General features: G+C 67.8%; 23 protein-coding genes. 11 read left to right on the top strand and 12 right to left on the bottom strand.

Annotated features, from left to right (window positions below; genetic code table 11):
• Positions 1-44: 44 nt before the first annotated feature.
• From rpsI to MKK50_RS22045, 9 genes are all read right to left on the bottom strand, one after another.
• A complete protein-coding gene (rpsI, locus tag MKK50_RS22085) occupies positions 45-530 on the bottom strand; it encodes a 30S ribosomal protein S9 (protein WP_004446858.1) in 486 nt (161 codons plus the stop codon).
• Between the two features lie 2 nt (positions 531-532).
• On the bottom strand, positions 533-994 hold the full coding sequence (gene rplM, locus MKK50_RS22080; RefSeq protein ID WP_004446860.1) for a 50S ribosomal protein L13: 462 nt from the start codon (positions 992-994) through the stop codon (positions 533-535).
• A gap of 414 nt (positions 995-1408) precedes the next feature.
• Positions 1409-2269 carry a transglutaminase-like domain-containing protein gene (locus tag MKK50_RS22075; RefSeq protein WP_499025317.1) on the bottom strand — a complete coding sequence of 287 codons (861 nt, stop codon included), beginning with the start codon at positions 2267-2269 and terminating at the stop codon, positions 1409-1411.
• 87 nt (positions 2270-2356) lie between these two features.
• A complete protein-coding gene (locus MKK50_RS22070; RefSeq protein ID WP_499025316.1) occupies positions 2357-2962 on the bottom strand; it encodes a LutC/YkgG family protein in 606 nt (201 codons plus the stop codon).
• The gene (locus MKK50_RS22065) at positions 2959-4533 is read right to left on the bottom strand and encodes a lactate utilization protein B (protein WP_499025314.1); all 1575 of its coding nucleotides are present in this window, start codon (positions 4531-4533) and stop codon (positions 2959-2961) included. The genes MKK50_RS22070 and MKK50_RS22065 overlap by 4 nt, the downstream gene beginning before the upstream one ends.
• Positions 4530-5273 carry a (Fe-S)-binding protein gene (locus MKK50_RS22060; RefSeq protein WP_253372072.1) on the bottom strand — a complete coding sequence of 248 codons (744 nt, stop codon included), beginning with the start codon at positions 5271-5273 and terminating at the stop codon, positions 4530-4532. The genes MKK50_RS22065 and MKK50_RS22060 overlap by 4 nt, the downstream gene beginning before the upstream one ends.
• Positions 5274-5395: 122 nt before the next feature.
• Positions 5396-6016 carry a DsbE family thiol:disulfide interchange protein gene (locus tag MKK50_RS22055; protein ID WP_253372074.1) on the bottom strand — a complete coding sequence of 207 codons (621 nt, stop codon included), beginning with the start codon at positions 6014-6016 and terminating at the stop codon, positions 5396-5398.
• Complete coding sequence (gene ccmD / locus MKK50_RS22050; RefSeq protein ID WP_056192892.1) at positions 6013-6165, bottom strand: heme exporter protein CcmD; 153 nt, start codon at positions 6163-6165, stop codon at positions 6013-6015. Before ccmD ends, MKK50_RS22055 begins: the two co-directional genes overlap by 4 nt.
• A gap of 34 nt (positions 6166-6199) precedes the next feature.
• A complete protein-coding gene (locus MKK50_RS22045; protein WP_499025309.1) occupies positions 6200-7006 on the bottom strand; it encodes a heme ABC transporter permease in 807 nt (268 codons plus the stop codon).
• 197 nt (positions 7007-7203) lie between these two features.
• Between MKK50_RS22045 and MKK50_RS22040 the strand changes: the two genes are divergently transcribed.
• Positions 7204-8043 carry a transglutaminase-like domain-containing protein gene (locus tag MKK50_RS22040; RefSeq protein WP_499025308.1) on the top strand — a complete coding sequence of 280 codons (840 nt, stop codon included), beginning with the start codon at positions 7204-7206 and terminating at the stop codon, positions 8041-8043.
• A gap of 2 nt (positions 8044-8045) precedes the next feature.
• Here MKK50_RS22040 and MKK50_RS22035 read toward each other — a convergent pair whose 3' ends face one another.
• A complete protein-coding gene (locus MKK50_RS22035) occupies positions 8046-9140 on the bottom strand; it encodes an NAD(P)/FAD-dependent oxidoreductase (RefSeq protein ID WP_499025354.1) in 1095 nt (364 codons plus the stop codon).
• Between the two features lie 105 nt (positions 9141-9245).
• Positions 9246-10478, bottom strand: a complete 1233-nt coding sequence (locus MKK50_RS22030) for a hypothetical protein (RefSeq protein WP_499025306.1) — start codon at positions 10476-10478, stop codon at positions 9246-9248.
• A gap of 330 nt (positions 10479-10808) precedes the next feature.
• Here MKK50_RS22030 and flgB point away from each other — a divergent pair, with 330 nt between their 5' ends.
• The 8 genes from flgB (at position 10809) to recA (ending at position 18677) form a co-directional block, all read left to right on the top strand.
• Positions 10809-11225, top strand: a complete 417-nt coding sequence (gene flgB, locus MKK50_RS22025) for a flagellar basal body rod protein FlgB (RefSeq protein WP_499025305.1) — start codon at positions 10809-10811, stop codon at positions 11223-11225.
• 35 nt (positions 11226-11260) lie between these two features.
• Positions 11261-11671, top strand: coding sequence for a flagellar basal body rod protein FlgC (flgC, locus tag MKK50_RS22020; RefSeq protein WP_003603420.1), 411 nt, complete (start codon positions 11261-11263; stop codon positions 11669-11671).
• A 5-nt stretch (positions 11672-11676) separates the two neighbouring features.
• On the top strand, positions 11677-12000 hold the full coding sequence (fliE, locus tag MKK50_RS22015) for a flagellar hook-basal body complex protein FliE (protein ID WP_499025304.1): 324 nt from the start codon (positions 11677-11679) through the stop codon (positions 11998-12000).
• Between the two features lie 192 nt (positions 12001-12192).
• Positions 12193-12459, top strand: a complete 267-nt coding sequence (gene fliQ, locus MKK50_RS22010) for a flagellar biosynthesis protein FliQ (protein ID WP_003603418.1) — start codon at positions 12193-12195, stop codon at positions 12457-12459.
• Between the two features lie 45 nt (positions 12460-12504).
• Positions 12505-13281 carry a flagellar biosynthetic protein FliR gene (gene fliR, locus MKK50_RS22005; protein ID WP_253372084.1) on the top strand — a complete coding sequence of 259 codons (777 nt, stop codon included), beginning with the start codon at positions 12505-12507 and terminating at the stop codon, positions 13279-13281.
• A 39-nt stretch (positions 13282-13320) separates the two neighbouring features.
• Positions 13321-14385 carry a flagellar biosynthesis protein FlhB gene (gene flhB / locus MKK50_RS22000; RefSeq protein WP_253372086.1) on the top strand — a complete coding sequence of 355 codons (1065 nt, stop codon included), beginning with the start codon at positions 13321-13323 and terminating at the stop codon, positions 14383-14385.
• A gap of 158 nt (positions 14386-14543) precedes the next feature.
• Entirely contained in the window at positions 14544-17255 is a 2712-nt protein-coding gene (cckA, locus tag MKK50_RS21995; RefSeq protein ID WP_499025302.1) for a cell cycle histidine kinase CckA, read from the top strand.
• A 342-nt stretch (positions 17256-17597) separates the two neighbouring features.
• Positions 17598-18677: a recombinase RecA gene (gene recA, locus MKK50_RS21990; protein WP_437178559.1), complete on the top strand. Its 1080-nt coding sequence runs from the start codon at positions 17598-17600 to the stop codon at positions 18675-18677.
• A gap of 81 nt (positions 18678-18758) precedes the next feature.
• On the opposite strand, the gene MKK50_RS21985 is transcribed toward recA, so the two are convergent.
• A complete protein-coding gene (locus MKK50_RS21985) occupies positions 18759-19361 on the bottom strand; it encodes a glutathione S-transferase family protein (RefSeq protein WP_499025301.1) in 603 nt (200 codons plus the stop codon).
• 74 nt (positions 19362-19435) lie between these two features.
• Between MKK50_RS21985 and MKK50_RS21980 the strand changes: the two genes are divergently transcribed.
• A complete protein-coding gene (locus MKK50_RS21980) occupies positions 19436-20155 on the top strand; it encodes a helix-turn-helix transcriptional regulator (RefSeq protein ID WP_499025300.1) in 720 nt (239 codons plus the stop codon).
• Between the two features lie 93 nt (positions 20156-20248).
• Positions 20249-22924, top strand: a complete 2676-nt coding sequence (gene alaS, locus MKK50_RS21975) for an alanine--tRNA ligase (protein ID WP_499025298.1) — start codon at positions 20249-20251, stop codon at positions 22922-22924.
• Positions 22925-22941: the final 17 nt, after the last annotated feature.

Here is a 22941-nt window from a genome sequence, read left to right as displayed (position 1 = left end):
AGCCTCGCGGCCCCACCCTCTTTTTCGCGCTTGATATCGAGCGATTAACGCTTCGAGAACTGGAAGCTGCGGCGAGCCTTCTTGCGACCGTACTTCTTGCGCTCGACGACGCGCGGGTCGCGGGTCAGGAAGCCTTCGCGCTTGAGCGAGGAGCGCAGCTCCGGCTCGTAGTAGGTCAGCGCCTTGGAAAGGCCGTGGCGCACGGCGCCGGCCTGACCGGAGAGACCGCCACCCTTCACCGTAACGGTGATGTCGTACTGATCGACACGGGACACGATCTCCAGCGGCTGGCGCAGGATCATGCGCAGCACCGGACGGGCGAAGTAGGTCTCGACCGGACGGCCGTTGACGACCACAGTGCCGTTGCCGGGCTTGATCCAGACGCGGGCGACCGCGTCCTTACGCTTGCCGGTCGCGTAGGCGCGGCCCTGGGCGTCCAGCTTCTGAACGTGGACGGGCGCCTCGTTCTCGGGGTTGCTCGTCTGGGTGTTCGCCCGATTGAGGTCGGCGAGAGACTGAAGGGTCGCCATGATCAAGCGCTCACGTTCTTACGGTTGAGGGAGCCGACGTCGAGCGCCTGCGGCTGCTGGGCCTCGTGGGGATGCGCGGCACCCTTGTAGACGCGCAGGTGGCCGAGGATCTGGCGGAAGAGCGGGCCGCGCGGCAGCATGCGCTCGACGGCCTTCTCGACCACGCGCTCGGGGAACCGGCCCTCGAGGATGAACTTGGCCGAGCGCTCCTTGATGCCGCCCGGATAGCCCGTGTGGTGGTAGTAGACCTTCTGGTCGTACTTGCGGCCGGTGAACTTCACCTTGTCCGCATTGATGACGATGACGTGGTCGCCGCAATCGACGTGGGGCGTATAGGCGGGCTTATGCTTGCCGCGCAGACGCATCGCCACGATCGAAGCGAGACGGCCCACGACGAGGCCCTCGGCGTCGATCACGACCCACTTCTTGTCGACGTCGGCGGGCTTCAGCGAAGTGGTCTTCATGGCCGATTCCCGTGCCGGTGACGTTGGAAATAAGGCGCCGCCGCGTCGGGTGAGGACGCAGCGGCGTACAGCCGGGTCACTAGGGGGATTCGGTGTTCGCGTCAAGGCAGACGGTGAGCGCCCCGCGGAGAAAAACGCAATCCCTAGAAGGCTTTTGCAATCGAGGTATTATGATACCGCATCTCGCTCGCCGTGACGGCTTTCGCAATTCGCCAATCGACGCCCGGCCGAGAACGAAAAAGCCCGCCGCGGACGAAGCCGGGCGGGCGGAGTTTGGAGATTCGTCCAGGCTTGCCTGGAACATATGTTTGACGAGCAATAATGCCGTTTAATCCGCCTCACACGAGATAAATTTCATACTGCGCTCGGCCGACCGGATTCGCCGGGTAAGCCGTCGATGATGAGGCGTCCCCTTCAGGCCGCTCCGGCATGCGGAGCCGGCTCCTCCGTCGAAATCGCCTCGACCGTGCGCTCCATGGGCTCCGGGCCTCCGTCGGCGCGATCGATGCGGATCTCCATACCGGTCGGCTGCATGTCACCGTAGGGCGTGGAGAAGGCGATTTCGGCCGCATCCCGTCCGATCCCGATGCGCACGAGACCGTCGAGATGGGCTTGGCGCGTCGCGTCGAACAGCCACCAGCGCCCGTCGAGATAGGCCTCGAACACGGCGTGGAAGTCGCCCGGCACGAGGCCGTAGGCATAGCAGCTCACAAACCGGGCCGGGATGCCGAGGCCGCGGCAGAAGGCGGTGCCGAGATGGGCGAAGTCGCGGCACACGCCGGCGCGCATCAGCAGGCTCTCATCGGCCGTGGTCTCGCCATCGCTCGCGCCGCGCCGATAGGCGATGTTGTCATGGATCCAGTTGCAGATCGCATTGACCCGTTGATGGCCCTTCGGAAGGCTGCCGAACTCGGCCTGGGCGAAGGCGGCGAGCCGGTCCGACGAGACGAAGCGGCTCGGCAGGAGGAAGGGGAGGATGTCGAGGGGGAGTTCGGAGACGGGCGTCTCGGAGATCGTCGCCGGGTCGGCCCGCACGACGGTCAGCTCCACCTCGGCATTGTACTCGAGCGAGAACGGTCCGGGCTGCACGTTGACGCCGAGATAGCGGTTCTTGAGGTCCGGCGTGACGTAGACGCGCCGTGCCGGGTCCGGCGCCAGGGTCAGGCTTTCGCTGGCGATTTCGAGGCTTTTCAGCTTCGCGACTTCGACGTTGAAGATGAAGGTGGTGGGCGCCTTGACCTCGTAGGCAAGACTGCAACCGAGCTTGAATCGCACGGGGACGGCTCCGAACTTTGCAGGAAGACGCCCCGATCGAGCGAGGCGTTTTGCCGCAAACGCGCAGAGGTCCGTTCGGCTCCGATTTCAGTCTGCTTGTTTTTTGCGCTGCAGCAGAAGCACTGTCAGCGAGCGCACGCCTTGCGCCCCGTGAATCAGTACCCCCTCGATGTCGGCGGTGGCGGATGGGCCGGTATGGAGCACGGCATAGGCCGCCTGTCCGAAGTCCGGACGCTTGTAGGCGGCCTGGACGTTCACGAGGATGTCGGCGGGGTCGAGCAGCACGATCAGGTGCTGGGCAAGATAGGCGACCGCGTTCACGATCAGGTCGTCTTGCGTGAACAACACCGAGCCGGTCTCGGCGACGCCGAAGCGAGCCCGGACCACCGCCACGTCGACATCGTTGACCTCGGTCGGCCCAGCGACAGCGGCAAGGTCGCGGTTCCCTGAGAACTCCGGCACGGCGGAGGCGATCACCGCCGCCCCATCCAGGCGCGAGCGCACCGGGGCGAAGGGATCGGACGGGCTGCCCGCACGCTCGACACGCCCGCCCATCCTGCCCAGACGCTCGGCGAACTCGGCGACGAGATCGTCCCCCACCAGGGGTGCGAAGGTCGGCACATCGGGCAACGGATACGAGCCGGCCGGGCGGTTGGCCTTGAGCCGGCCGAGGATGGCCTCGCGGGCGCTCATGCGTCGCCCCCCTTCTTCATCCGGTTCTGGCGGTACCACGCGTGGAAGCTCTGGCGCGGCGCATGGGGCATCTCGCGCTTCTTCCCCCAGGTGTTGGCCGGGTTGTAGACGGCAAAGCGCGGCAGGACGCGCAGGGCCGAATCGGCGGTCTGGATCGCAGCGCGGTACGCGGCCGGACGGCTCAGCACGGCGCCCGCTGCCTTCATCATGCCCTGCTTCAGCAGCGGGATCTGGTGTTCCTCGGCCAGCACCTTGCGCCACGCGAAGATCTGCTCGTGGATGTTGATCTTCACCGGGCAGACGTTGGTGCAGGAGCCGTTCATGGTCGAGGAGAACGGAAGGGTCGAGTATTTCCGCTTGTTGAAGGTCGGATCGATGATGAGCCCGATCGGCCCGGAATAGGTGGCGCCGTAGGAGAGGCCACCGCTGCGCCGGTAGACCGGACAGGTGTTCATGCAGGCGCCGCAGCGGATGCATTTGAGCGAGGTCCAGAACTCCTCCATCGCCAGCCGCTCGGAGCGGCCATTATCGACCAGCACCATGTGCATCTCGGTGCCCGACCGCGGCCCGCGGAAATGCGAGGTGTACTGGGTGATCGGCGAGCCGAGGGCCGAGCGCGAGAGCAGACGGATGAACACGCCGAGATGTTCGACCCGCGGGATGACCTTCTCGATGCCGATGGAGTGGATCTGCAAGGGCGGCACGTTGCCGGAGAGGTCGGCATTGCCCTCGTTGGTGCAAGTGACCACCGTGCCGGTCTCGGCAATGGCGAAGTTGCAGCCGGTGAGGCCGGCATCGGCCTTGAGGATCAGCGGGCGCGTCGTCTCGCGCTGGCTCTCGGCGAGGTAGTGGGCGTCGTCGTTGTCGGGATCGGTGCCGAGCGTCCGGGCGAACACCTCGGCGACATCGAGGCGGGTCTTGTGAACTGCCGGCATCACGACGTGGCTCGGCTCCTCGTCATCGAGCTGCTGGATGCGCTCGCCGAGATCGGTCTCGATCACGTCGATGTCGTGGGCTGCCATGAAGTGACGGAAGCCGCACTCCTCGGTCAACATCGACTTCGACTTCACCAGCGACTTGGCGCCGTGCTTGCGCAGGATATCGAGGACGATGCGGTTGTGCTCCGCCCCGTCCTCGGCCCAGTGGACATGGACGCCGTTCGCCTTCGCAGCCGCCTCGAACTGTTCGAGGTAGTGGTCGAGATGGGTGAGCGTGTGCGTCTTGATCTGCGAGGCGATCTCGCGAAGCTCTTCCCATTCGGGAATGCCGTGGGCGGCGACATCGCGCTTGCGGCGCACGTCCCAGAGGCGCTCGTCATGAGCCTTCTGGTGCATCGGCGCGGCGAGGAAGCGCTCGGCGGCCTCCGCCTGATCGATCGGCCGGTTGCCGCGCACCTTGGCGCCGCGCGGTTGCGGCTCGCGGGGAGCGTCGGCACGGATCGGCTTGGAAGCGGCTTCCGCATGCTGGAGCCGCTCGCCGCCGGGCCCGCGCTCGCTCTCGTCGGAGGGCGCGCGCACCTCGGGGTGGAGAACATCCTCGGTCTGGCGCGGGGTCAGGTCGTCGGCGCTCATGCGGCGGCTCCGTTCAGCACCTGGGCGATGTGGATGTATTTCAGCGGCACGCCGAGGCGCTCGGCGCAGCCCTTCTGATGCATCAGGCAGGAAGAATCGGCCGAGACCACATATTCAGCGCCGGCGCGAGCCTGATCGGTCACCTTGTCGTAGCCCATCTTGGCCGAGACCGCGGGCTCGAACACCGAGAAGGTACCGCCAAAACCGCAGCACTCGTCGGGCCGGGTCAGATCGACGATCTCGACCCCCTTCACCTTCTTCAGAAGGTTGAGCGGCTTGGAGAAGAACGGCCGGTTCAGCTCGGACGGCCGTGCATGGCCGATGCCGCGCAGCGCGTTGCAGTTCGAATGGTAGGCAACCTTGTGCGGGAACTCCGCCCAGGGAAGATCCTCGATCTTGAGCACGTCATGCAGGAACTCGACGAGTTCGAACGTCCGGGCCCGCACATGCTTGACCTCGTCGGTCTGCGGGATGGCGGTGAGGTGTTCGCGCACCTGATGCACGCAGGAGCCGGACGGCGCGACGACGTAGTCGAACCCGGAAAAATTCCTGACGAACAGCGCCTCGGTCGCGGCGGCCTCCCCATGGCAGCCGGTATTGGTCATCGGCTGGCCGCAGCAAGTCTGATCGTAAGGGTATTCGACCGTCAGGCCGAAGCGCTCCAACAGTTCCAGCGTGGCGATGCCGACCTCGGGCTCGAAGGCATCGACGTAGCAGGGGACGAACAGTCCGATCCGCATGGCGCTCTTCTGATGGTGATTTCAGACGGTTGCACCGCTTAACCACCTTGGAACGGTTTCAAGCGGACAGGGGCTGCATACGCCTCCGCCCCCCGGTTTCCAAGCGCGCGCCCTTGTCTTGGTCAGTTGGTCACGGGGGCGGTCCGTCCGGCGGCGCGGATGCGCTCCAGCACGCTCGCGTAATTTTCCGGCGTCAGAATGCCGACGAGCTTGTCGCGGATCCGGCCGTCGGGACCGATGATGAAAGTTTCCGGTACGCCGTATACGCCGAGGTCGATTCCGGCCCGGCCGCTCGCGTCGTTACCGACCGCCGCGAAGGGGAGACCGTTGCGCTCCAGCCAGCGCCGGCCGGCATCGCCCGGATCCTTGTAGTCGATGCCGACGAGGCGAAGGCCGGGCTCCTGCGCAAGCCGCATCAGCATCGGATGCTCGATCTGGCAGGGGGCGCACCACGAAGCGAAGATGTTGAGGACGGTCACCTGCCCCTTGAGGTCCGCACTCGACAAACCGGGCACCGGCCGGCCGGCGGCCTGAAGGCCCGGCACAGGCTCCAGCGCGAAAGCGGGGACCGGCTTGCCGATCAGCGCCGAGGGCAGCGCCGCAGGATCGGCGCCCGAGCGCAGCCGGACCAGGAAGGTGACGGCCAAGATGGCGAAGACGAGCACCGGCAGCAGCGCGAGGAGCGAGCGGCGAGGGCGTTCGCCGGTGCCGGGTGGGGTCGCTTGCGGGGCCTGCGCGCTCACGAGCGACCTCCCCGCTCGTCCTGCAGCTCGGCGAGCGCGCGGCGCTGCGCCCGCCCGTCCCACCAGCCGTTGAGGGCCAGGGCGCCGAGCACCAGGGCCGCGAAGCCGTAGGAACCGACGATGAAGGGGGCGTAAGGTCCGAATTCCATGGCGGGTCTCAGAGTGATCGTCCCATCGATCGACTTAGATCGCTTGGCCCACGGGAAGGGTCGTCGCGGCGCGGGTCGTCGGTGCAGCGTCCTGCACGCCGGCATCGAGCCGCTCCGCCTGCCGGATCAGCAGGGTGCGCACCCGGCGGCGGTAGATCTCGGTGCGCATCGCCTGAAGGTGCAGCGTCACGCCGAGCAGGGTCATCGCCAGCACCATCTCGAGCAGCGGGTAGAGCATCGAGGAATCGATGGAAGAGCCGCCCATGCGCAGGATCGAGGCCGGTTGATGCAGCGTCGACCACCAGTTCACCGAGAACTTGATGATCGGCAGGTTCACCGCGCCGACCAGCGTCAGGATGGAGACCGCGCGCGCTGCCCGGCTCGGATCCTCGATGGTCCGCCACAGGGCGATGATGCCGCAATAGATCAGGAACAGCACCAGCATCGAGGTCAGGCGCGCGTCCCAGACCCAGTAGGTGCCCCACATCGGCTTGCCCCAGAGCGAGCCGGTGACGAGGCAGATCAGGGTGAAGGCCGCACCGATCGGCGCGGCGGCGCGCTGCGACACGTCGGCGAGCGGATGGCGCCAGACCATCGTGCCGATCGCCGAAAGCGTCATCGCGCCATAAAAGCCCATGCCGAGGATCGCGGCCGGGACGTGGACGTACATGATCCGAACGGTGTCGCCCTGCTGGTAGTCGGGCGGCACGACGAAGAACGTCAGGTACAGCCCGGCGGCGACGAGCAGGACCGAAGCCGCTGCGAGCCAGGGCAAGGCCAGACCCGACCAGCGCAGGAAGTGGCCCGGATGGGCGAGGCGGTTCCAGAGAGGGGTCCACATGGAAGCCTCCATACCGCCGAGTGCGCTGCAGCGGCAATGCGCGCCGACGTCCCGCCTGGCGCCTGCCTTTCGAGTCGGCGTGGTGCGAAACATTTGTGCAGCGCGATACTGGAACGCGTGATAGTCCGGAGACTTAATTATTAATCCCGCGCAAACTTTATTTTTCGGGATTGAAAATCGAAGTCACGAGCTGTCGCATGCTGATCAGGACTGGTTACGAGATCACCTTCGAGACTGATGCTGCAACGCCAATGTCGCTGCTCCTCAGCCTCCACCCCTCCCGCCAGGGCGACCTGCGCAGCCCGGAGGCCATCGTCTTCGATCCGCCGATTCCGCAGCGGCAGATGCTCGATTCGTTCGGCAACGTCTGTACCCGAATCGTCGCGCCGCCCGGCCGCCTTACGATCTCGGCGGACCTCTTGGTCGCCGATACGGGCCTGCCCGATGCGGCCGCGCCGGAGGCGGCCCAGATTCCGGTGCAGGACCTGCCCGACGAGGTCATGCTCTACCTCATGGCGAGCCGCTACTGCGACACCGATAAACTGGTCGGGATCGCATGGCCGCTCTTCGGCCAGACGCCGGAAGGGTGGGCGCGGGTGCAGGCCATCGTCGATTATGTGCACCAGCGCATCCGCTTCGACTACCAGAAGGCGGATGCCACACGCTCGGCCTGCGACGGCTATCAGCAGCAGGTCGGCGTCTGCCGCGATTTCGCACATCTCGCCATCGCGTTCTGCCGCTGCATGAACATTCCGGCGCGCTACTGCACGGGCTATCTCGGCGACATCGGTGTGCCGCCGGTTGCCGATCCGATGGACTTTTCGGCATGGTTCGAGGTCTATCTCGGCGGCCGCTGGTACACCTTCGATGCCCGCCACAACACGCCGCGGATCGGACGCATCGTCATGGCGCGCGGTCGCGACGCGACTGATTGCGCGATTTCCACGAGCTTCGGCGCCGCGCGGTTGATCAACTTCACGGTTCACACCGATGAGGTGGCGGACGGGACAAAGACCGATCTGATGCGGGCCGCCTAACCCTACGCCATCACCTGATCGGCCACCGCCTCCGCTAGTGAGAGCGAGGAGGTCAGTCCCGGACTCTCGATCCCGAAGAATTGAACCAAGCCGGGCAAACCGTGTTCGCCCGGACCATCGATGCGAAAATCTGCCGCCGGCTCGCCGGGACCGCTGAGCTTCGGCCTGATGCCGGCATAATCCGGCATCAGTCGCCCGTCCGGCAGGCCGGGCCAGTATCGCCGGATTGCCGCCTCGAAGCGGTCGGCGCGTCCCGGATCGACTGCATAATCGGGCGCGTCCACCCATTCGACATCGGGACCGAACCGCATGCGCCCGGCCAGATCCAGCGTCAGGTGGATGCCGAGGCCGCCCTCGACCGGGGCCGGGTAGATCAGCCGCGTGAACGCCGGCCGGCCGCTGCATCCAAAATAACTGCCTTTGGCCAGAACCTGCCGGGGGATATCCTCCGACGCGACCCCGTCGATCCGGCGGGCGAGGGCCTGGGCGCCGAGGCCCGCGGCGTTGATGAGACAATCGACCCTCAGGACATCCGGCGCCTCGCCGCCGAAGCGGACCTCCCAGCGCCCATCTCGGCGTCGAGCGGCCTCGATGGGAGTATTCAACGCCAGCACGCCGCCTGCATCCTCGAGATCGCCGAGGAGCGCCAGCATCAGGGCGTGGCTGTCGATGATGCCGGTGGCGGGGGAATGGAGCGCGGCGACGCAGGACAAAGTGGGTTCGAGGGCGACCGCCTCGGCGCGCTCGAGCCAGGTCAGGTCTTCGACGCCGTTCGCGACGCCGCGGGACAGGATCGTTTCGAGCGCCGGGCACTCCGCCTCATGCGTCGCCACGATCAGCTTGCCGCAGATTCGGTAGGGTACGCCGTGGCTCTCGCAGAAATGGACGACGCGGCGGCGTCCTTCGACGCAGTGGCGGGCGCGCAGCGAGCCGGGGGGATAATACATCCCGCCGTGGATCACCTCCGAACTGCGGGCGGACACGCCAGTGCCGATCGCCTCGGCCGCCTCCGCCACGATCACGGACGCGCCGCGCTGCGCGAGGGCCCGCGCGATCGCCAGCCCCACCACCCCTGCCCCGACGACGAGCGCCTCCATGCCTGCGGCCTGCCTCACGAACGTTCGGGCCGCCGCACCGTCACAAGGGTCGGCGGCCTCCGGAAAAACAAGCCTTCGGCCAAGCCCCGGATCAGCTTGCTCGTCTCAGTTCTTGCTGTCGAGCGGGCGCCCGAGGAGACGGGCGAACTCGGCTTCGATCTCCTCCACAGAGAAGGGGTTCTGCCCCCCGGCGGTGGGCTCAGGCGGTTCGGGCTTCGACGGTTCCGACTTGGACGGCTCAGGCCTTGAAGGCTCGGTTCTTGCGGGCTCGGGTCTTGGCGGCTCCGCCTTTAGAGGTTCGGCTTTCGCCGCCTCCGGCTTCGGCGGCGCCACGAACGGAGGGGGTGCGACGGGCTTGGCCGGCGCCGCGGGCTTCGGCTCGGGCCGGGGAGGCGCCGGGACAGGGGCGGGAGGCGGCTCCGGCTGAGCCGGTGCAGCCTCCGGCGGCGGTGCGGCGGCAGCCGGCGGAGCCGCCATCGCCGCAGCGACTGGATCGGGCGCCGGCTCGGGCGGCTTCGAGGCCGGAGGCGGTGCTTCGGCAGGACTCGCAGGCGGCGGCGTAACCGCGGATGATGGCCGCTTCAGCGCCACCTGAAGCTGCCGGGCCATGTCCGAGAGAACGGCCGGATCGACCGACCGCGGCCCGCGACCGGCCATGACCGGCGCCTCCGGCACAGGTTCCGGCACCGGCTCGGTTGCCGCGGATTCCGGCCGCGCGGGGCGCTCGGCTGAGACCTCGGGGCGGGGAGAGACCACCGGCGGCGCCGTGCGCCGCATCAGCCGGCTGACCGGCGAGACAGGCCGCGCAGGGGCGTCGGCCGGCAGGACTTCAGGCTCGAACAGGCCGGGATCGAGGGGCGGTGCCCGGTCGATGGCAGGCTGGGGACCGGACACCGCCGAGGGGACCACCTCCGGCATGGCAAAGGTCGGCGGCATCGGGGAATCGAGGAAGGGATCGGTGCGCGGCTCCAGCGCCGGATCGTTCAGGCCGGCCTCGCCGCCGGGCCGGACGCTCCCGTCCGGCGCGTAGCGGGCGCCCGCGCCGCGCTGGATATGGCGCTCGATCACCACATCGTTGGGGCCGCCGACCAGCAGCAGGTGCTCCACGTTGTCCCGCCGCAGCAGGATGAGTTGGCGCTGCCGGTCGAGCTCGTAGATGTCGACGATGCCGAGCCGCGGCTGGCGTCCGCGTTGGCCCGCGCTCGCCGACAGCGTGAGCCCCCGCCCGGACAGCCGCATGAACAGCAGCGCCGCGATCAGGAACAGCACCAGGATGACGAGGAAGATCACCAGGAACTGCAAGGCGTAGGAGCCCTCGGAACTGAAGAACGCTTGCAAGACCCGCGTCTTTCTAAGTCGGGGCTCCGACGCCGCCGCGCGACGTCCGGCGGTGACCGAAGCCGGCGGGAGACGCAATCTCGGCCCCACGCATTACACGCCGCGATTATCGCCGCCGCTTTGCGCTCCGGCAACGTATGTTGACACTCCGTTAACAACTCGGTGCGGCCCGCCGCGGCCATTCCAACATCCGCGGCGACTTTGCCTCACGGGTACCCGGCAGGTTTTGCCCGGTTAACGGCTCTTTAACCATGTGAGCGGCAGATTCTGCCGGGTTCGGACCTGTGGCTTTCCGAAATCCATCGCCAGCCGCGCCGACCCCGAGGCACCATGTCGCTCACCGACCTGCCCCTGCTCGGCATGCTGCGCACCCGGATGCAGTGGCATCAGGCCCGCCAGGCCCTGCTCGCCGAGAACGTTGCCAACGCCGACATGCCAGGCTTTCGCCCGCGCGATCTCGCCGAGCCGTCCGCGGCCTCGGTGAAACTCGCGACGCCGCTCGGGGCCTCGGTCGGCGGCGACGGGATCGCCCGCACCGATTCCACACATATCGGGATGACGGCGAGCGCCGGACCGAACGCCGATCCGCGCCGCTTCAAAGGCTTCGAGGTCCGCCCCTCCGGCAACGGGGTGAACCTGGAGGAAGAGATGATGAAGGCCGGCGACAACCAATCCGATTACCAGCTCGTCGCCTCGCTCTACCAGAAGAGCCTCGACGCCCTGAAAATCGCCGTCGGCAAGCGCTGACATCGCTCGCTGACATCGCTGAACGGGGATCGGTCATGGATTTCTTGAAGAGCCTCGGCATCGCCGCCTCCGGCTTGAAGGCGCAGTCCGGCCGGATGCGCATCATCGCCGAGAACATCGCCAACGCCGATTCGACCGCCCAGACCGCGGGCGGCGATCCCTACCGGCGCAAGATCCCGACCTTCACCAGCCGCTTCGACAACGAACTGAACGCCAGCGTCGTCGAGGCCGGCCGGGTGCGGCGCGATCCGACGCCGTTCCGCACCAAGCACGATCCCGGCAACCCGGCGGCGGATGCCCGCGGCGAGGTGCGCCTGCCCAACGTCAACGGGCTGATCGAGAACATGGACATGCGTGAGGCCCAGCGCTCCTACGAGGCCAACCTCAACATGGTGACCGCCACCCGGCGGATGATCTCCCGCACCCTCGAGATCCTGAAGGCGTAGCCCCGATGACGACCTCCGCCTTCGCCGCCGGCGCCTACGGCAACGCCCAAAGCCTCGCCCGTCCCGGCGCCGCCAAACCCGTCCAAGGCATGGCCCAGGGCCTGACCGCGCCGGGCGGCTTCACCGGCTTCCTGCAGCAGAGCCTCGACAACGTCGCCCAATCCGGGGCGCAGGCCGACCGCGCCGCCCTCTCGGCGGCCACCGGCAAGGCCAATGTGGTGGACGTGGTGACGGCAGTCGCCGAGAGCGAAACGGCCCTCCAGACCCTCGTCGCCGTGCGCGACCGCGTGATCTCCGCCTACGAAGAGATCATGCGAATGCCGATCTGATTCCGTTCTGGTTTCCCCTCTCCCCGCGCGCGGAAGAGGCCGACTTGTACCTCGTTGTGCGGGCCGGGAGCGGAGGCGAAGCTGGAGCGAGGGTGAGGGGGCGCCTCAGCAAGAGGCTTCTATGGAAACGCCCCCTCACCCTCGGCTGCCGCCTTGCTTCAGCGACGCCCCCCAGATTGAAGACGAACCCCCATGACCGGCCTCGCCATCCTCGACATCGCCCGCGACGGCATCTTCGTCTTCCTGAAGGTGGCGGGTCCCATGATGATCGTCGCCCTCGTCGTCGGCCTGATCGTCTCGCTGTTCCAGGCGCTGACGCAGATTCAGGAGCAGACGCTCATCTATGTGCCGAAGATCGTCGCGGTGTTCGGGGTGATGCTCCTGATGCTGCCCTTCATCGGCGACGCCATGGCCGCCTACATGGCCCGGATCGCTGCTCGGATCGCGGCGGGCGGATGATGCGGCGGCAGCGGCAGCCGGCCCAAGCGTGTAGGATGGGCCGGCATGACCACGCCGCTCGACCTGCTGCTGCCCGGCCTCGCGGCGGCCTTCCTCATCACCTTCGCCCGGGTCGGCACGCTGATGATGCTGATGCCGGGATTGGGCGAGCAGCTCATTGCGGGCCGCCTGCGGCTCGCCCTCGCACTGCTCGTGACCCTGGTGCTGTTCCCGACCGTGCGCCCGATGCTGCCGACGGGCAATGCGGCGCTGGCAGCCCCCTCCCTGATCGGGCTGCTGATCGGCGAGATCCTGATCGGGCTGATGCTGGGTCTGTGCGTGCGCATGATCGTTGCCGCGCTCCAGACCGCGGGGGTGGTGATCTCGCAGCAGCTCGGCCTGTCCTACGCCATGACCGTCGATCCGACGATGGGCGGACAGCAGGCGGCGATCGGCAACTTCCTGGCGATGCTCGGCGTCACGCTCATTCTGGCGACCGATCTGCACCACGTCGCCCTCGAAGCGATCGGGCGCAGCTACGTCCTGCTGCCGCCGAGCGGCGTGCCGGCGATGGCGGATGCGGCCAAGCTCGCCCTCGATGCGTTCAGCCGCAGCTTCGCCTTGGCGGTGCGGATCTCCGGGCCGTTCATCGTGTTCGGCATCCTGTTCAATCTCGGCCTCGGCGTGCTCTCCCGGCTGATGCCGCAATTGCAGGTGTTCTTCCTCGCGGTTCCCGCCTCGGTCATCATCGGCATGATGCTGTTCGTCGGGGCGCTCGGCCTCATCATGGGGCTGTTCCTCGACGATCTCGGCCGCTATCTCGGCGCGTTCCTGGGTCGCTGATCCCCCTTGCGCTGATCGGGAACAGGGGAGCCTGAGCCGGTGTCCGACGAGACCGACGACGAGGACAAGACCGAAGACCCGACGCCACGGCGCATCGAGCAGGCGATCGAGCGCGGCGACGTCCCCAACTCGCCCGAGATCAACACCTTCTTCATTCTGGCGGCCTTCACCCTCGCCCTGATGCTCTCGGCTAAGCCCATGGCGGAGGGGCTGACCCGCGACATGCGCGGCTTCCTCGAACATGCCGGCGGCCTGCCTTCGGATTCGGGCACCTATCTCGGCGTGGCGCTACGCGCGGCCTGGGTCTGCGCCAAGGCGCTCGCCGTGCCTCTGGGCATCGCGATGCTCGCGGCCATCGCCGCCGGCCTGATCCAGCACCGGCCGATCTTCACCGCCGAGAGCCTGATGCCGAAATTCGCGCGCATCTCGCCCATGGCGGGCGCCAAGCGCCTGCTCGGCATGGATGCCTGGGTGAATTTCGGCAAAGGGCTCGCCAAGATCGTCGTGGTGGGCACCATTGCCGGGACGATCCTGTGGAGCGAGCACGACCGGGCCGAATCCTTCGCGCAGCTCGATCCCGGCGTCGCGCTCCAGGGCACCCTGACCCTCGCCCTCAAGATGATGGGCGGCATGCTCGCGGTCTATGCGGTGATCGCCCTCGGCGACGCGCTCTACCAGCGGAATCGCTGGCACAAGCGCCTGCGCATGACCAAGGAGGAGATGAAGCAGGAGCACAAGGAGAGCGAGGGCAGCCCCGAGGTGAAAGCCCGGATCCGGCAATTGCGCCAAGCGCGCGTGAAGAAGCGGATGATGGCCGCCGTGCCCACCGCGACCGTGGTGGTGACGAACCCGACCCATTTCGCCGTGGCCCTGCGCTACGAAGCCGGCATGGCGGCACCGATCTGCGTCGCCAAGGGCGTCGACTCGCTGGCGCTGCGCATCCGCGCCGTCGCCGCCGATCACGACGTGCCGGTGATGGAGAACCCGCCGCTCGCCCGCGCCCTCCACGCCACGGTCGAAGTCGATGCCGAGATTCCCGCCGAGCACTATCGCGCAGTTGCGGAGGTCATCGGTTTCGTGCTTCGCCTTCGCCGAGCCGCCTGAGGCTCGATCCGCTTCCGCATGGGACGGCGAAGTCGTTCAGGCGCCACGGTTTATGCACCATTGTCCGGCAATGCTCCGGCAAAAGGCGCGGCATTCGACGACCCACAGGGCTCGCAGCAGCCATGTGCCGTCCATGTGCGAGGGATGGGTAGGGCCTGATGGCTGAGGTCAGCGGACCAGCGGTGCCGGCGTCCGGTTCGATCGATCGTTCGGAACGGCCCGGCCGGGTCGGCCTGCTGCTGATGCTGGCGGGCCTGCTCGTCGGCGCGGCGGTGGGATTGTCCTTCGTCGCCAACGAGCAGGCGCAGCCGCTCATTCTCGCGCTGCTGGCGCTGCTGGCGATGGCGGGCGTGTTCTTCCTGTTCGCCCTGGCGATCGGCGCGCTTCAGCTCGCCGGCCCGGCCTCGCGCGACGACATCACCCGCGCCATCGTCGATGCCGCCCCCGAGGGTAAGCTCGTCGTCGAGGACAACGGGCGGATGATCTACGCCAACGAGGCCTATATGCGCCTTGCCGGCGGCGACAGCTTCTCGAATCTCCGCTCCATCGAGCGGATCTTCGTCGGCGCACCGGAAGTCTCGGAGGCGGTCTACCGGCTCGCCCAGGCCTCCCGCGACGACCGCGCCTATGCCGAAGAGATCCGGATGTCGCCGCCGCCCGGCGGCGCGCCGGACCGCGACTTCGCGTGGTACCGCATCGCGGTGCGGCCGATCCCGCGCCACCGCGGCTCCGCCGCGCTCTGGACCGTGAGCGACATCACCCACGAGCGCGAGCGCCAGGAGAACGTCTTCCAGGAACTCCAGCACGCGATCGACTATCTCGACCACGCGCCGGCCGGCTTCCTGTCGATCGATGCCGGCGGCTCGATCGTCTACATGAACGCGACGCTCGCCTCCTGGCTCGGCTACGACCTCGCCACCGTCGGCTCCGGCGGGCTGAAGCTCCTCGAGATCGCACCGGGCGCGGACATGCTCACCGCCTCACCGGGCCTGCCCGGCGAGGTGCGCACCGACCGCTACGACATCGACCTGCGCCGCCGCAACGGGCAGCCGCTGCCGACGCGCCTCTACCACCGCGTCGCCTACGGTCAGGACGGAGCGCCCGGCCCCTCGCGCACCTTCGTGCTCAACCGATCCGCCGGATCGGATGCCGACGAGCCGCAGCGCGCGGCCGAAGTGCGGCTCGCCCGCTTCCTCAACAACAGCCCGATCGCCATCGCCACCCTGGACCGGGACGGCCGGGTGATCCGTGCCAACACCTCGTTCGTGCGCCTGTTCGCCGGCATGCCGCGCCAGCCAGCGGCGGAGGCCGGCCGCGACGCGCCCGATCCGCTGATGCGCGACGCGGTGCTGGAGCGCGACCGTGGCGTCATCGAGGGCGCGTTGGCGCGGGCCGCCAACGGCTTCGGCGGCCTGGATCCGATTGAGGTCGGCCTGTCCGGGCCGGGTGATCGCTCGGCCCGGGTCTGGATGAGCCCGGCGGATTCCGACGGGACGCCGAACCCCGATGCCGAGGCGCAGGCCGGCAGCGATGGCGACCGCGAGCGGGTGATCCTCTACGCGCTCGACACGACGGCCCAGCGCCAGCTCGAACAGCAGGTCGCCCAGACCCAGAAGATGGACACCGTGGGCCAGCTCGCCGGCGGCATCGCCCACGACTTCAACAACGTCCTCCAGGCGATCATCGGCTACTCGGACCTCCTGCTCGCGAGCCACCGGCCGACCGACCACGCCTTCCAAGACATCATGCAGATCAAGCAGAACGCGAACCGGGCCGCATCCCTGGTGCGCCAACTGCTCGCCTTCTCCCGCCGCCAGACCCTGCGGCCCGAGGTGATGGATGTCGGCGAGGCACTCTCCGACCTGACGCTCCTGTTGAAGCGCCTGCTCGGCGAGCGCGTGCAGCTCGATTTCCGCCACGGCCGCGAGATCTGGCCGATCAAGGCCGACGTGAACCAGTTCGAGCAGGTAATCGTGAACCTCGCGGTCAACGCCCGCGACGCGATGCCGGGCGGCGGCAGCCTGACGATCCGCACCGCCAATTGCCCCGTCGATGGCGAGCGCCCGGTCGGCATCCCGGCGGGCGATCACGTCATGATCGAGGTGACCGATACCGGCGAAGGCATCCCGCCGGAGGTACGCCAGAAGATCTTCGAGCCGTTCTTCACGACCAAGGAGATCGGCAAGGGCACCGGGCTCGGGCTCTCGACGGTGTTCGGCATCGTCAACCAGTCCGGCGGGGCGATCGACGTGCAGTCGATCGTGGGCGAAGGCACCACCTTCCGCATCTACCTGCCGCGCCACGAGCCCGGCATCGAAGCCCTGCCCGAGCCGCTGCCGCCGCCGCGATTGGCCTCCGGATCGACGAAAGTCAGCGCTTCCGAGCCGAACTCCGCGTCCGGTGACGATGCCGAGGCGGGATCGGCCGAATCGAGCACGGAGTCCGGCTCTCCCGCTGCCCGTCCCCCTGAGCCGCCACCGAAGCCCGCGGCGGACCATACCGGCCAGGGCACCGTCCTGCTCGTCGAGGACGAGGATCCGGTCCGCGCGGTCAATTCCCGGGCGTTGTCCGCCCGGGGCTACACCGTGTTGGAGGCGGCCTCCGGCATCGAGGCGCTGCGCCTGATCGAGGAGCATGCCGACGGCATCGACGTGGTGGTCTCCGACGTCGTGATGCCGGAGATGGACGGGCCAACCCTGCTGCGCGAGCTGCGCAAGCACATGCCCGATTTGAAGGTGATCTTCGTCTCCGGCTATGCCGAGGACGCCTTCCGCAAGAACCTGCCCGAGGGCGAGGCCTTCAACTTCCTGCCCAAGCCCTTCAGCCTGAAGCAGCTCGTCGAGACGGTGAAGCAAACGATGGCGAGCTGAACGCGCCCGAGGGGAGCGTACGACATCCGATCAACTCCTTCGGGATATCGGATGTCGGTATCCATCGAGGCGGCTTGGCGCGCGGCTCGCGCGAGAGGGGGGATCCGCCTCCAAGTTCGGTCAGAGCGACATCGGCACAAGGACGGTCAGCATCCTTCGCCGTCGCAGGGAATCTCGACCGGCGGCTTCGCTTCCACATTCTGTTCTTTCCGGCGCAAACCGCGACGTCGGGCTTGCGCATTGAGAACAAAACAAGTACGAAATCCATCAGCTCCGGCGGATTGAGCGCCGTGCCCCTCCCATGCATAAGGAAGCCTTGCGATGGCCCAGCCTGCGCTGAAGATGGTGGATTCCTCGACAATGGCAGCAGCCGACAAGGACAAGTCCAAGGCGATCGAGGCTGCGCTGACGCAGATCGAGCGTGCCTTCGGCAAAGGCTCGATCATGCGCCTTGGCAAGAACGACAAGGTGCAGGAGGTCGAGACCATCTCCACGGGTTCGCTCGGCCTCGACATCGCGCTCGGCGTCGGCGGCCTGCCGCGTGGCCGGGTGGTCGAGATCTACGGCCCTGAATCCTCGGGCAAGACGACGCTCGCGCTCCACACCATCGCCGAGGCTCAGAAGAAGGGCGGCGTCTGCGCCTTCGTCGATGCGGAGCACGCCCTCGACCCGGTCTATGCGCGCAAGCTCGGCGTCAACCTCGACGACCTGCTGATCTCGCAGCCCGATACCGGAGAGCAGGCGCTCGAAATCACCGACACGCTGGTGCGCTCCGGCGCCATCGACGTGCTGGTGGTCGACTCGGTCGCCGCGCTGACGCCGCGCGCCGAGATCGAGGGCGAGATGGGCGAGAGCCAGCCGGGCCTCCAGGCCCGCCTGATGAGCCAGGCCCTGCGCAAGCTGACCGGTTCGATCTCGCGCTCGAACTGCATGGTGATCTTCATCAACCAGATCCGCATGAAGATCGGCGTGATGTACGGAAGCCCGGAAACCACCACGGGCGGCAATGCGCTGAAGTTCTACGCTTCGGTGCGCCTCGATATCCGCCGCGTCTCGACCCTGAAGGATCGCGACGAGGCCATCGGCAATCAGGTCCGCGTCAAGGTCGTCAAGAACAAGGTCGCGCCGCCCTTCAAGCAGGTCGAGTTCGACATCATGTTCGGCGAGGGCGTGTCGAAGGTCGGCGAGCTGATCGACCTCGGCGTGAAGGCCGGCATCGTCGAGAAGGCGGGCGCGTGGTTCTCGTATGACAGTCAGCGCCTCGGCCAGGGTCGCGAGAACTCCAAGGGCTTCCTGCGCGACAACCCCGACATCGCCAACAAGATCGAAGCCTCGATCCGCCAGAACTCGGGCCTCGTCGCCGATCGGATCCTCGAGACCGCCAAACCGACCGCCGACGATCTCGACGAGGGAGAGGCTTAAAACAGCGCCTCACGTCACGATCTGAAAAAGAAAGCCCGCCGCGAGCGATCGCGGCGGGCTTTCTTTTGCGAAGGCGAGCGGTCAGGCCGCCGCGTGCCTCGCATCGAACGCGGCCGCGAAACGGGCGCCGGGCCGGTCCGTGCAGCGATCGACCCAGGCATCGATGGCCGGCTCGCCGGGCTTTCCGAACCAGGCGTAGGGTGAGTGCAGAAGGAGGTCGGCGGCACTGAAGTGATCGCCGAGCAGGAAGGGCCTGTCCGTCAGCGCCTCGGCGAGCCGTGCCTTGATGTCGGCGCTCGTGCGGAAGGTACGGGCAATGGCGGGATGATCAAGACCGATGGCCTCCAGCGTCAGGACCGGCTCGACGACGCCGGCGTACCACGCGAGCCAGCCGAGATAGGCGCCGCGCTGCGGGTGGCCGGCGGGGATACCCAGACCGGGTTTCGGAAACAGCTCGGCCAAAAGCTGGATGATCGCGCTCGACTCCCGCACCAGAACGCCGTCGTGGTCGAGGAGCGGCACCTTGCCTTCGGGGTGAGGGTTGCGCCCGTCGCGCCCGCCCGAGCCGTCCATGCGCGGTATCGTGACGACTTCGATCCGCACGGCGTCGAGCGCGTCGAGTTCCTTGAGGAGCGCGACGATGCGGGTCGAGCGGCTCTGCGGGGCGTGGAACAGCGTGATCATCGGTGGCCTCTGGCTGGCGGGTGAGCAAGCGAGGGTGTAGCCCAGGGCACCTGCCAGTTTCCGTCAGTTGGGCGATGGCGCGAACCGATCGACTGTTCCGGCTACTGCATGCGATGCGCGTCCTGCCCTCTCCGGTCACCGCAGCGCGGCTGGCCGAAGAAACCGGCGTGTCGCTGCGCTCCCTCTATCGCGACATCGACAGCCTGCGCGCCGCCGGCGCCCAGATCGATGGCGAGCGCGGCTACGGATACCGTCTGATCGAGGACGTTGCCCTTCCACCGCAAACCTTCGATCGGACGGAGATCGAGGCGCTGGTTCTCGGCCTTGCCGAGGTCCGCCAGATGGGGGACCCCGCCCTGGCCCAGGCCGCCGCTTCGGCGCTGGCGAAGGTCGCCGCCACCCTGCCCGACCGATCCGAACAGCACCTGCTCCACGCAGTCTCGCAGGTTCGCCGCTTCGAGGCCCGTTTCCCCAAGATCCCCGACATGGAGACGATCCGGGCCGGGTGCTGGCGGGAGGAAGCTCTTGCGCTGCGCTACGCGGACAAGGACGGCGCGGTCACCGAGCGGCAGATCCTGCCGCTCTCCGTCGTCTACCTCGACAGCAAGATGACCCTGCTGGCGTGGTGTTGCCTGCGCGAGGCGTTCCGCATGTTCCGGCTGGACCGCATCGAAGCGGTGCGGATGGCGGGCACGAGCTTCCGCCCGCGGCGGGTCACGCTTCTGCGCAGCTATCTCGCCGAACTCGCGGGCCGCCACGAACTGCGCGCTGAGCAACGTACTGAGCCGACGTGACTCGCACAGCTTGGACCCGTATGAGGGCGCGAGAATGCCGCCGCGCTGTCCGCAGCCGGCTCCCCGACGCGACATGATTTTCGAGCCTATCCGATGAGCGGCGTCAACGAGATCCGATCGAGCTTCCTGGACTACTTCCGGGATGCCGGGCACGCGGTGGTGCCCTCGTCCTCGCTCGTGCCGAAGAACGACCCGACGCTGATGTTCACGAACGCCGGCATGGTGCAGTTCAAGAACGTCTTCACGGGCGTCGAGAAGCGCCCCTACGTCAAGGCGACCTCCTCGCAGAAATGCGTCCGCGCCGGCGGCAAGCACAACGATCTCGACAATGTCGGCTACACCGCCCGGCACCACACCTTCTTCGAGATGCTCGGCAATTTCTCCTTCGGCGACTACTTCAAGGCCGATGCGATCGAGCTGGCTTGGACGCTGATCACCAAGGAGTTCGGCCTTTCGGCCGAAAAGCTACTCGTCACCGTCTACGCGGACGACGACGAGGCGGCGGGGCTGTGGCGGAAGATCGCCGGCTTCTCGGACGAGAAGATCATCCGCATCGGCACCTCCGACAACTTCTGGCAGATGGGCGATACCGGCCCCTGCGGCCCGTGCTCGGAAATCTTCATCGACCAGGGCCCGGCGCTGGCGGGCGGACCGCCCGGTTCTCCGGACGAGGATGGCGACCGCTTCCTCGAATTCTGGAACCTCGTGTTCATGCAGTACGAGCAGGTCGAGCCGGGGGTTCGCAATCCCCTGCCCCGACCCTCGATCGATACCGGCATGGGCCTGGAGCGGATGGCCGCGATCCTCCAGGGCGTCCACTCGAACTACGACACCGACCTGTTCCGTGCACTGATCGATGCGGTGGCCCACGCCGTGTCGCGGGCGCCGGAGCCGTCGACGCGCGCCTCCTACCGCGTCATCGCCGACCATCTGCGCTCGACCTCGTTCCTGATCGCCGACGGCGTGCTGCCCTCGAACGAGGGCCGCGGCTACGTGCTGCGCCGGATCATGCGGCGCGCCATGCGCCATCTCGAACTGCTCGGCGCCCGCGATCCGGTCATGTACCGGCTGGTGCCGACCCTGATGCGCGAGATGGGACAGGCCTTCCCCGAACTCGCCCGTAGCGAGGCGCTGATCTCCGAGACCCTCCGGCTGGAGGAAGGCCGTTTCCGCAAGACCCTGGAGCGCGGCCTCGCCATCCTCGACACCGAGACCCGCGATCTCGGGGCCGGCCAGAATCTGTCGGGCGAGACGGCTTTCACGCTCTACGACACCTACGGCTTCCCGCTCGACCTGACGCAGGACGCCCTGAAGGCGCGCGGCATCGGCGTCGACACGCAAGCCTTCGACGCGGCGATGCAGCGCCAGAAGCAGGCGGCGCGGGCCGCGTGGCAGGGCTCCGGCGAGGCCGCGACCGAGACGGTCTGGTTCGGCATCAAGGAGTGCACCGGCGCCACCGAATTTCTGGGATATGAGACCGAGGCCGCCGAAGCCGTCGTCGGCGCGCTGCTGCGCGACGGCGCGGAGGTCGAAACACTGAAGGCGGGCGAGAACGGCATCGTCGTCGCCAACCAGACGCCGTTCTACGGCGGGTCCGGCGGTCAGGTCGGTGATACCGGCACGATCTCCGGGACCGGCCTCCGGGCGCGCGTCACGGGTACGGAAAAGAAGCTCGGCGACCTGTTCGTGCATCACGTCACGGTCGAGGACGGCGCGCTCGCCGTCGGCGCAGCGATCGAGATGAAGGTCGATCACGCACGCCGTGCCGCGATCCGCGCCAACCACTCGGCCACCCATCTCCTCCATGAAGCCTTGCGCCAGGTGCTCGGCGACCACGTCGCGCAGAAGGGCTCGCTCGTCGCGCCCGAGCGCCTGCGCTTCGACATCAGCCATCCCAAGCCCATCGACGAGGCGGAGCTTGCCCGCGTCGAGGAGATCGCCAACGCGGTCCTGCTCCAGAACGCGCCGGTGGTCACGAAGCTGATGGCCGTGGACGAGGCGATCGAGTCGGGCGCCCGTGCGCTCTTCGGCGAGAAATACGGCGACGAGGTCCGCGTCGTCTCCATGGGCCGGCCCGTGGACGATGACGGCCGCGAGGTCGAAGGCCGACTACCGAACTTCTCGATCGAGCTGTGCGGCGGCACCCATGTCTCGCAGCTCGGCGAAATCGGCCAGATCACCGTTCTCGGCGAGAGTGCGGTCGGTGCTGGCGTGCGCCGGATCGAGGCGATGACCGGCACCGCCGCCCGTCGCCACCGCGCCACCGAGAGCCGTACGCTGAGCCAGCTCGCCGGGCTGCTCAAGGCGCCGGTCGCGGACGTGCCGGAGCGTCTCTCCACGCTGATCGAGGAACGTCGCCGGTTGGAGAAGGAACTGGCGGATGCACGCAAGAAGATCGCCATGGGCGGCGCGTCGGGCGGCGGCGACGAGGCCCGTGAGATCAACGGCGTGAAGTTGATGGCCCGTGTGGTCGAGGGCGTCGAGATGCGGGACCTGAAAGGTCTCGCCGACGAGGGCAAGAGCCGCCTCGGCTCCGGAATCGTCGCCCTCGTGGGCGTTGCCGCGGATGGCAAGGCCGGTCTCGTGGTCGGCGTCACCGAGGATCTGACCGAGCGCTACGACGCGGTCGGCTTGGTGCGCGCCGGTGCCGGCCATCTCGGCGGCAAGGGCGGCGGCGGACGGCGCGACATGGCCCAGGCCGGCGGCCCGGACGGCGCCGGTGCGGACGCCGCGATCGCCGCGATCGCGGAGGCGTTGGCCGCGGGCTGACCGGCCTTCGCCGACGC

It is taken from the genome of Methylobacterium sp. J-043, assembly GCF_022829505.1.
GTDB classification, from domain to species: Bacteria; Pseudomonadota; Alphaproteobacteria; order Rhizobiales; family Beijerinckiaceae; genus Methylobacterium; species Methylobacterium extorquens_A.
The sequence above is the reverse complement of the archived record's forward strand: the minus strand, read 5'-3'. Positions and strand labels throughout refer to the sequence as shown.

Excerpts from the sequence above, each read along its gene's own strand:
- rpsI (WP_004446858.1), bottom strand. The coding sequence starts at position 530 with ATGGCGACCCTTCAGTCTCTCGCCGACCTCAATCGGGCGAACACCCAG.
- rplM (WP_004446860.1), bottom strand. The coding sequence starts at position 994 with ATGAAGACCACTTCGCTGAAGCCCGCCGACGTCGACAAGAAGTGGGTC.
- MKK50_RS22070 (WP_499025316.1), bottom strand. The coding sequence starts at position 2,962 with ATGAGCGCCCGCGAGGCCATCCTCGGCCGGCTCAAGGCCAACCGCCCG.
- MKK50_RS22065 (WP_499025314.1), bottom strand. The coding sequence starts at position 4,533 with ATGAGCGCCGACGACCTGACCCCGCGCCAGACCGAGGATGTTCTCCAC.
- MKK50_RS22060 (WP_253372072.1), bottom strand. The coding sequence starts at position 5,273 with ATGCGGATCGGACTGTTCGTCCCCTGCTACGTCGATGCCTTCGAGCCC.
- ccmD (WP_056192892.1), bottom strand. The coding sequence starts at position 6,165 with ATGGAATTCGGACCTTACGCCCCCTTCATCGTCGGTTCCTACGGCTTC.
- MKK50_RS22045 (WP_499025309.1), bottom strand. The coding sequence starts at position 7,006 with ATGTGGACCCCTCTCTGGAACCGCCTCGCCCATCCGGGCCACTTCCTG.
- MKK50_RS22040 (WP_499025308.1), top strand. The coding sequence starts at position 7,204 with ATGCTGATCAGGACTGGTTACGAGATCACCTTCGAGACTGATGCTGCA.
- MKK50_RS22035 (WP_499025354.1), bottom strand. The coding sequence starts at position 9,140 with ATGGAGGCGCTCGTCGTCGGGGCAGGGGTGGTGGGGCTGGCGATCGCG.
- flgB (WP_499025305.1), top strand. The coding sequence starts at position 10,809 with ATGTCGCTCACCGACCTGCCCCTGCTCGGCATGCTGCGCACCCGGATG.
- flgC (WP_003603420.1), top strand. The coding sequence starts at position 11,261 with ATGGATTTCTTGAAGAGCCTCGGCATCGCCGCCTCCGGCTTGAAGGCG.
- fliE (WP_499025304.1), top strand. The coding sequence starts at position 11,677 with ATGACGACCTCCGCCTTCGCCGCCGGCGCCTACGGCAACGCCCAAAGC.
- fliQ (WP_003603418.1), top strand. The coding sequence starts at position 12,193 with ATGACCGGCCTCGCCATCCTCGACATCGCCCGCGACGGCATCTTCGTC.
- fliR (WP_253372084.1), top strand. The coding sequence starts at position 12,505 with ATGACCACGCCGCTCGACCTGCTGCTGCCCGGCCTCGCGGCGGCCTTC.
- cckA (WP_499025302.1), top strand. The coding sequence starts at position 14,544 with ATGGCTGAGGTCAGCGGACCAGCGGTGCCGGCGTCCGGTTCGATCGAT.
- recA (WP_437178559.1), top strand. The coding sequence starts at position 17,598 with ATGGTGGATTCCTCGACAATGGCAGCAGCCGACAAGGACAAGTCCAAG.
- MKK50_RS21985 (WP_499025301.1), bottom strand. The coding sequence starts at position 19,361 with ATGATCACGCTGTTCCACGCCCCGCAGAGCCGCTCGACCCGCATCGTC.
- MKK50_RS21980 (WP_499025300.1), top strand. The coding sequence starts at position 19,436 with ATGGCGCGAACCGATCGACTGTTCCGGCTACTGCATGCGATGCGCGTC.
- alaS (WP_499025298.1), top strand. The coding sequence starts at position 20,249 with ATGAGCGGCGTCAACGAGATCCGATCGAGCTTCCTGGACTACTTCCGG.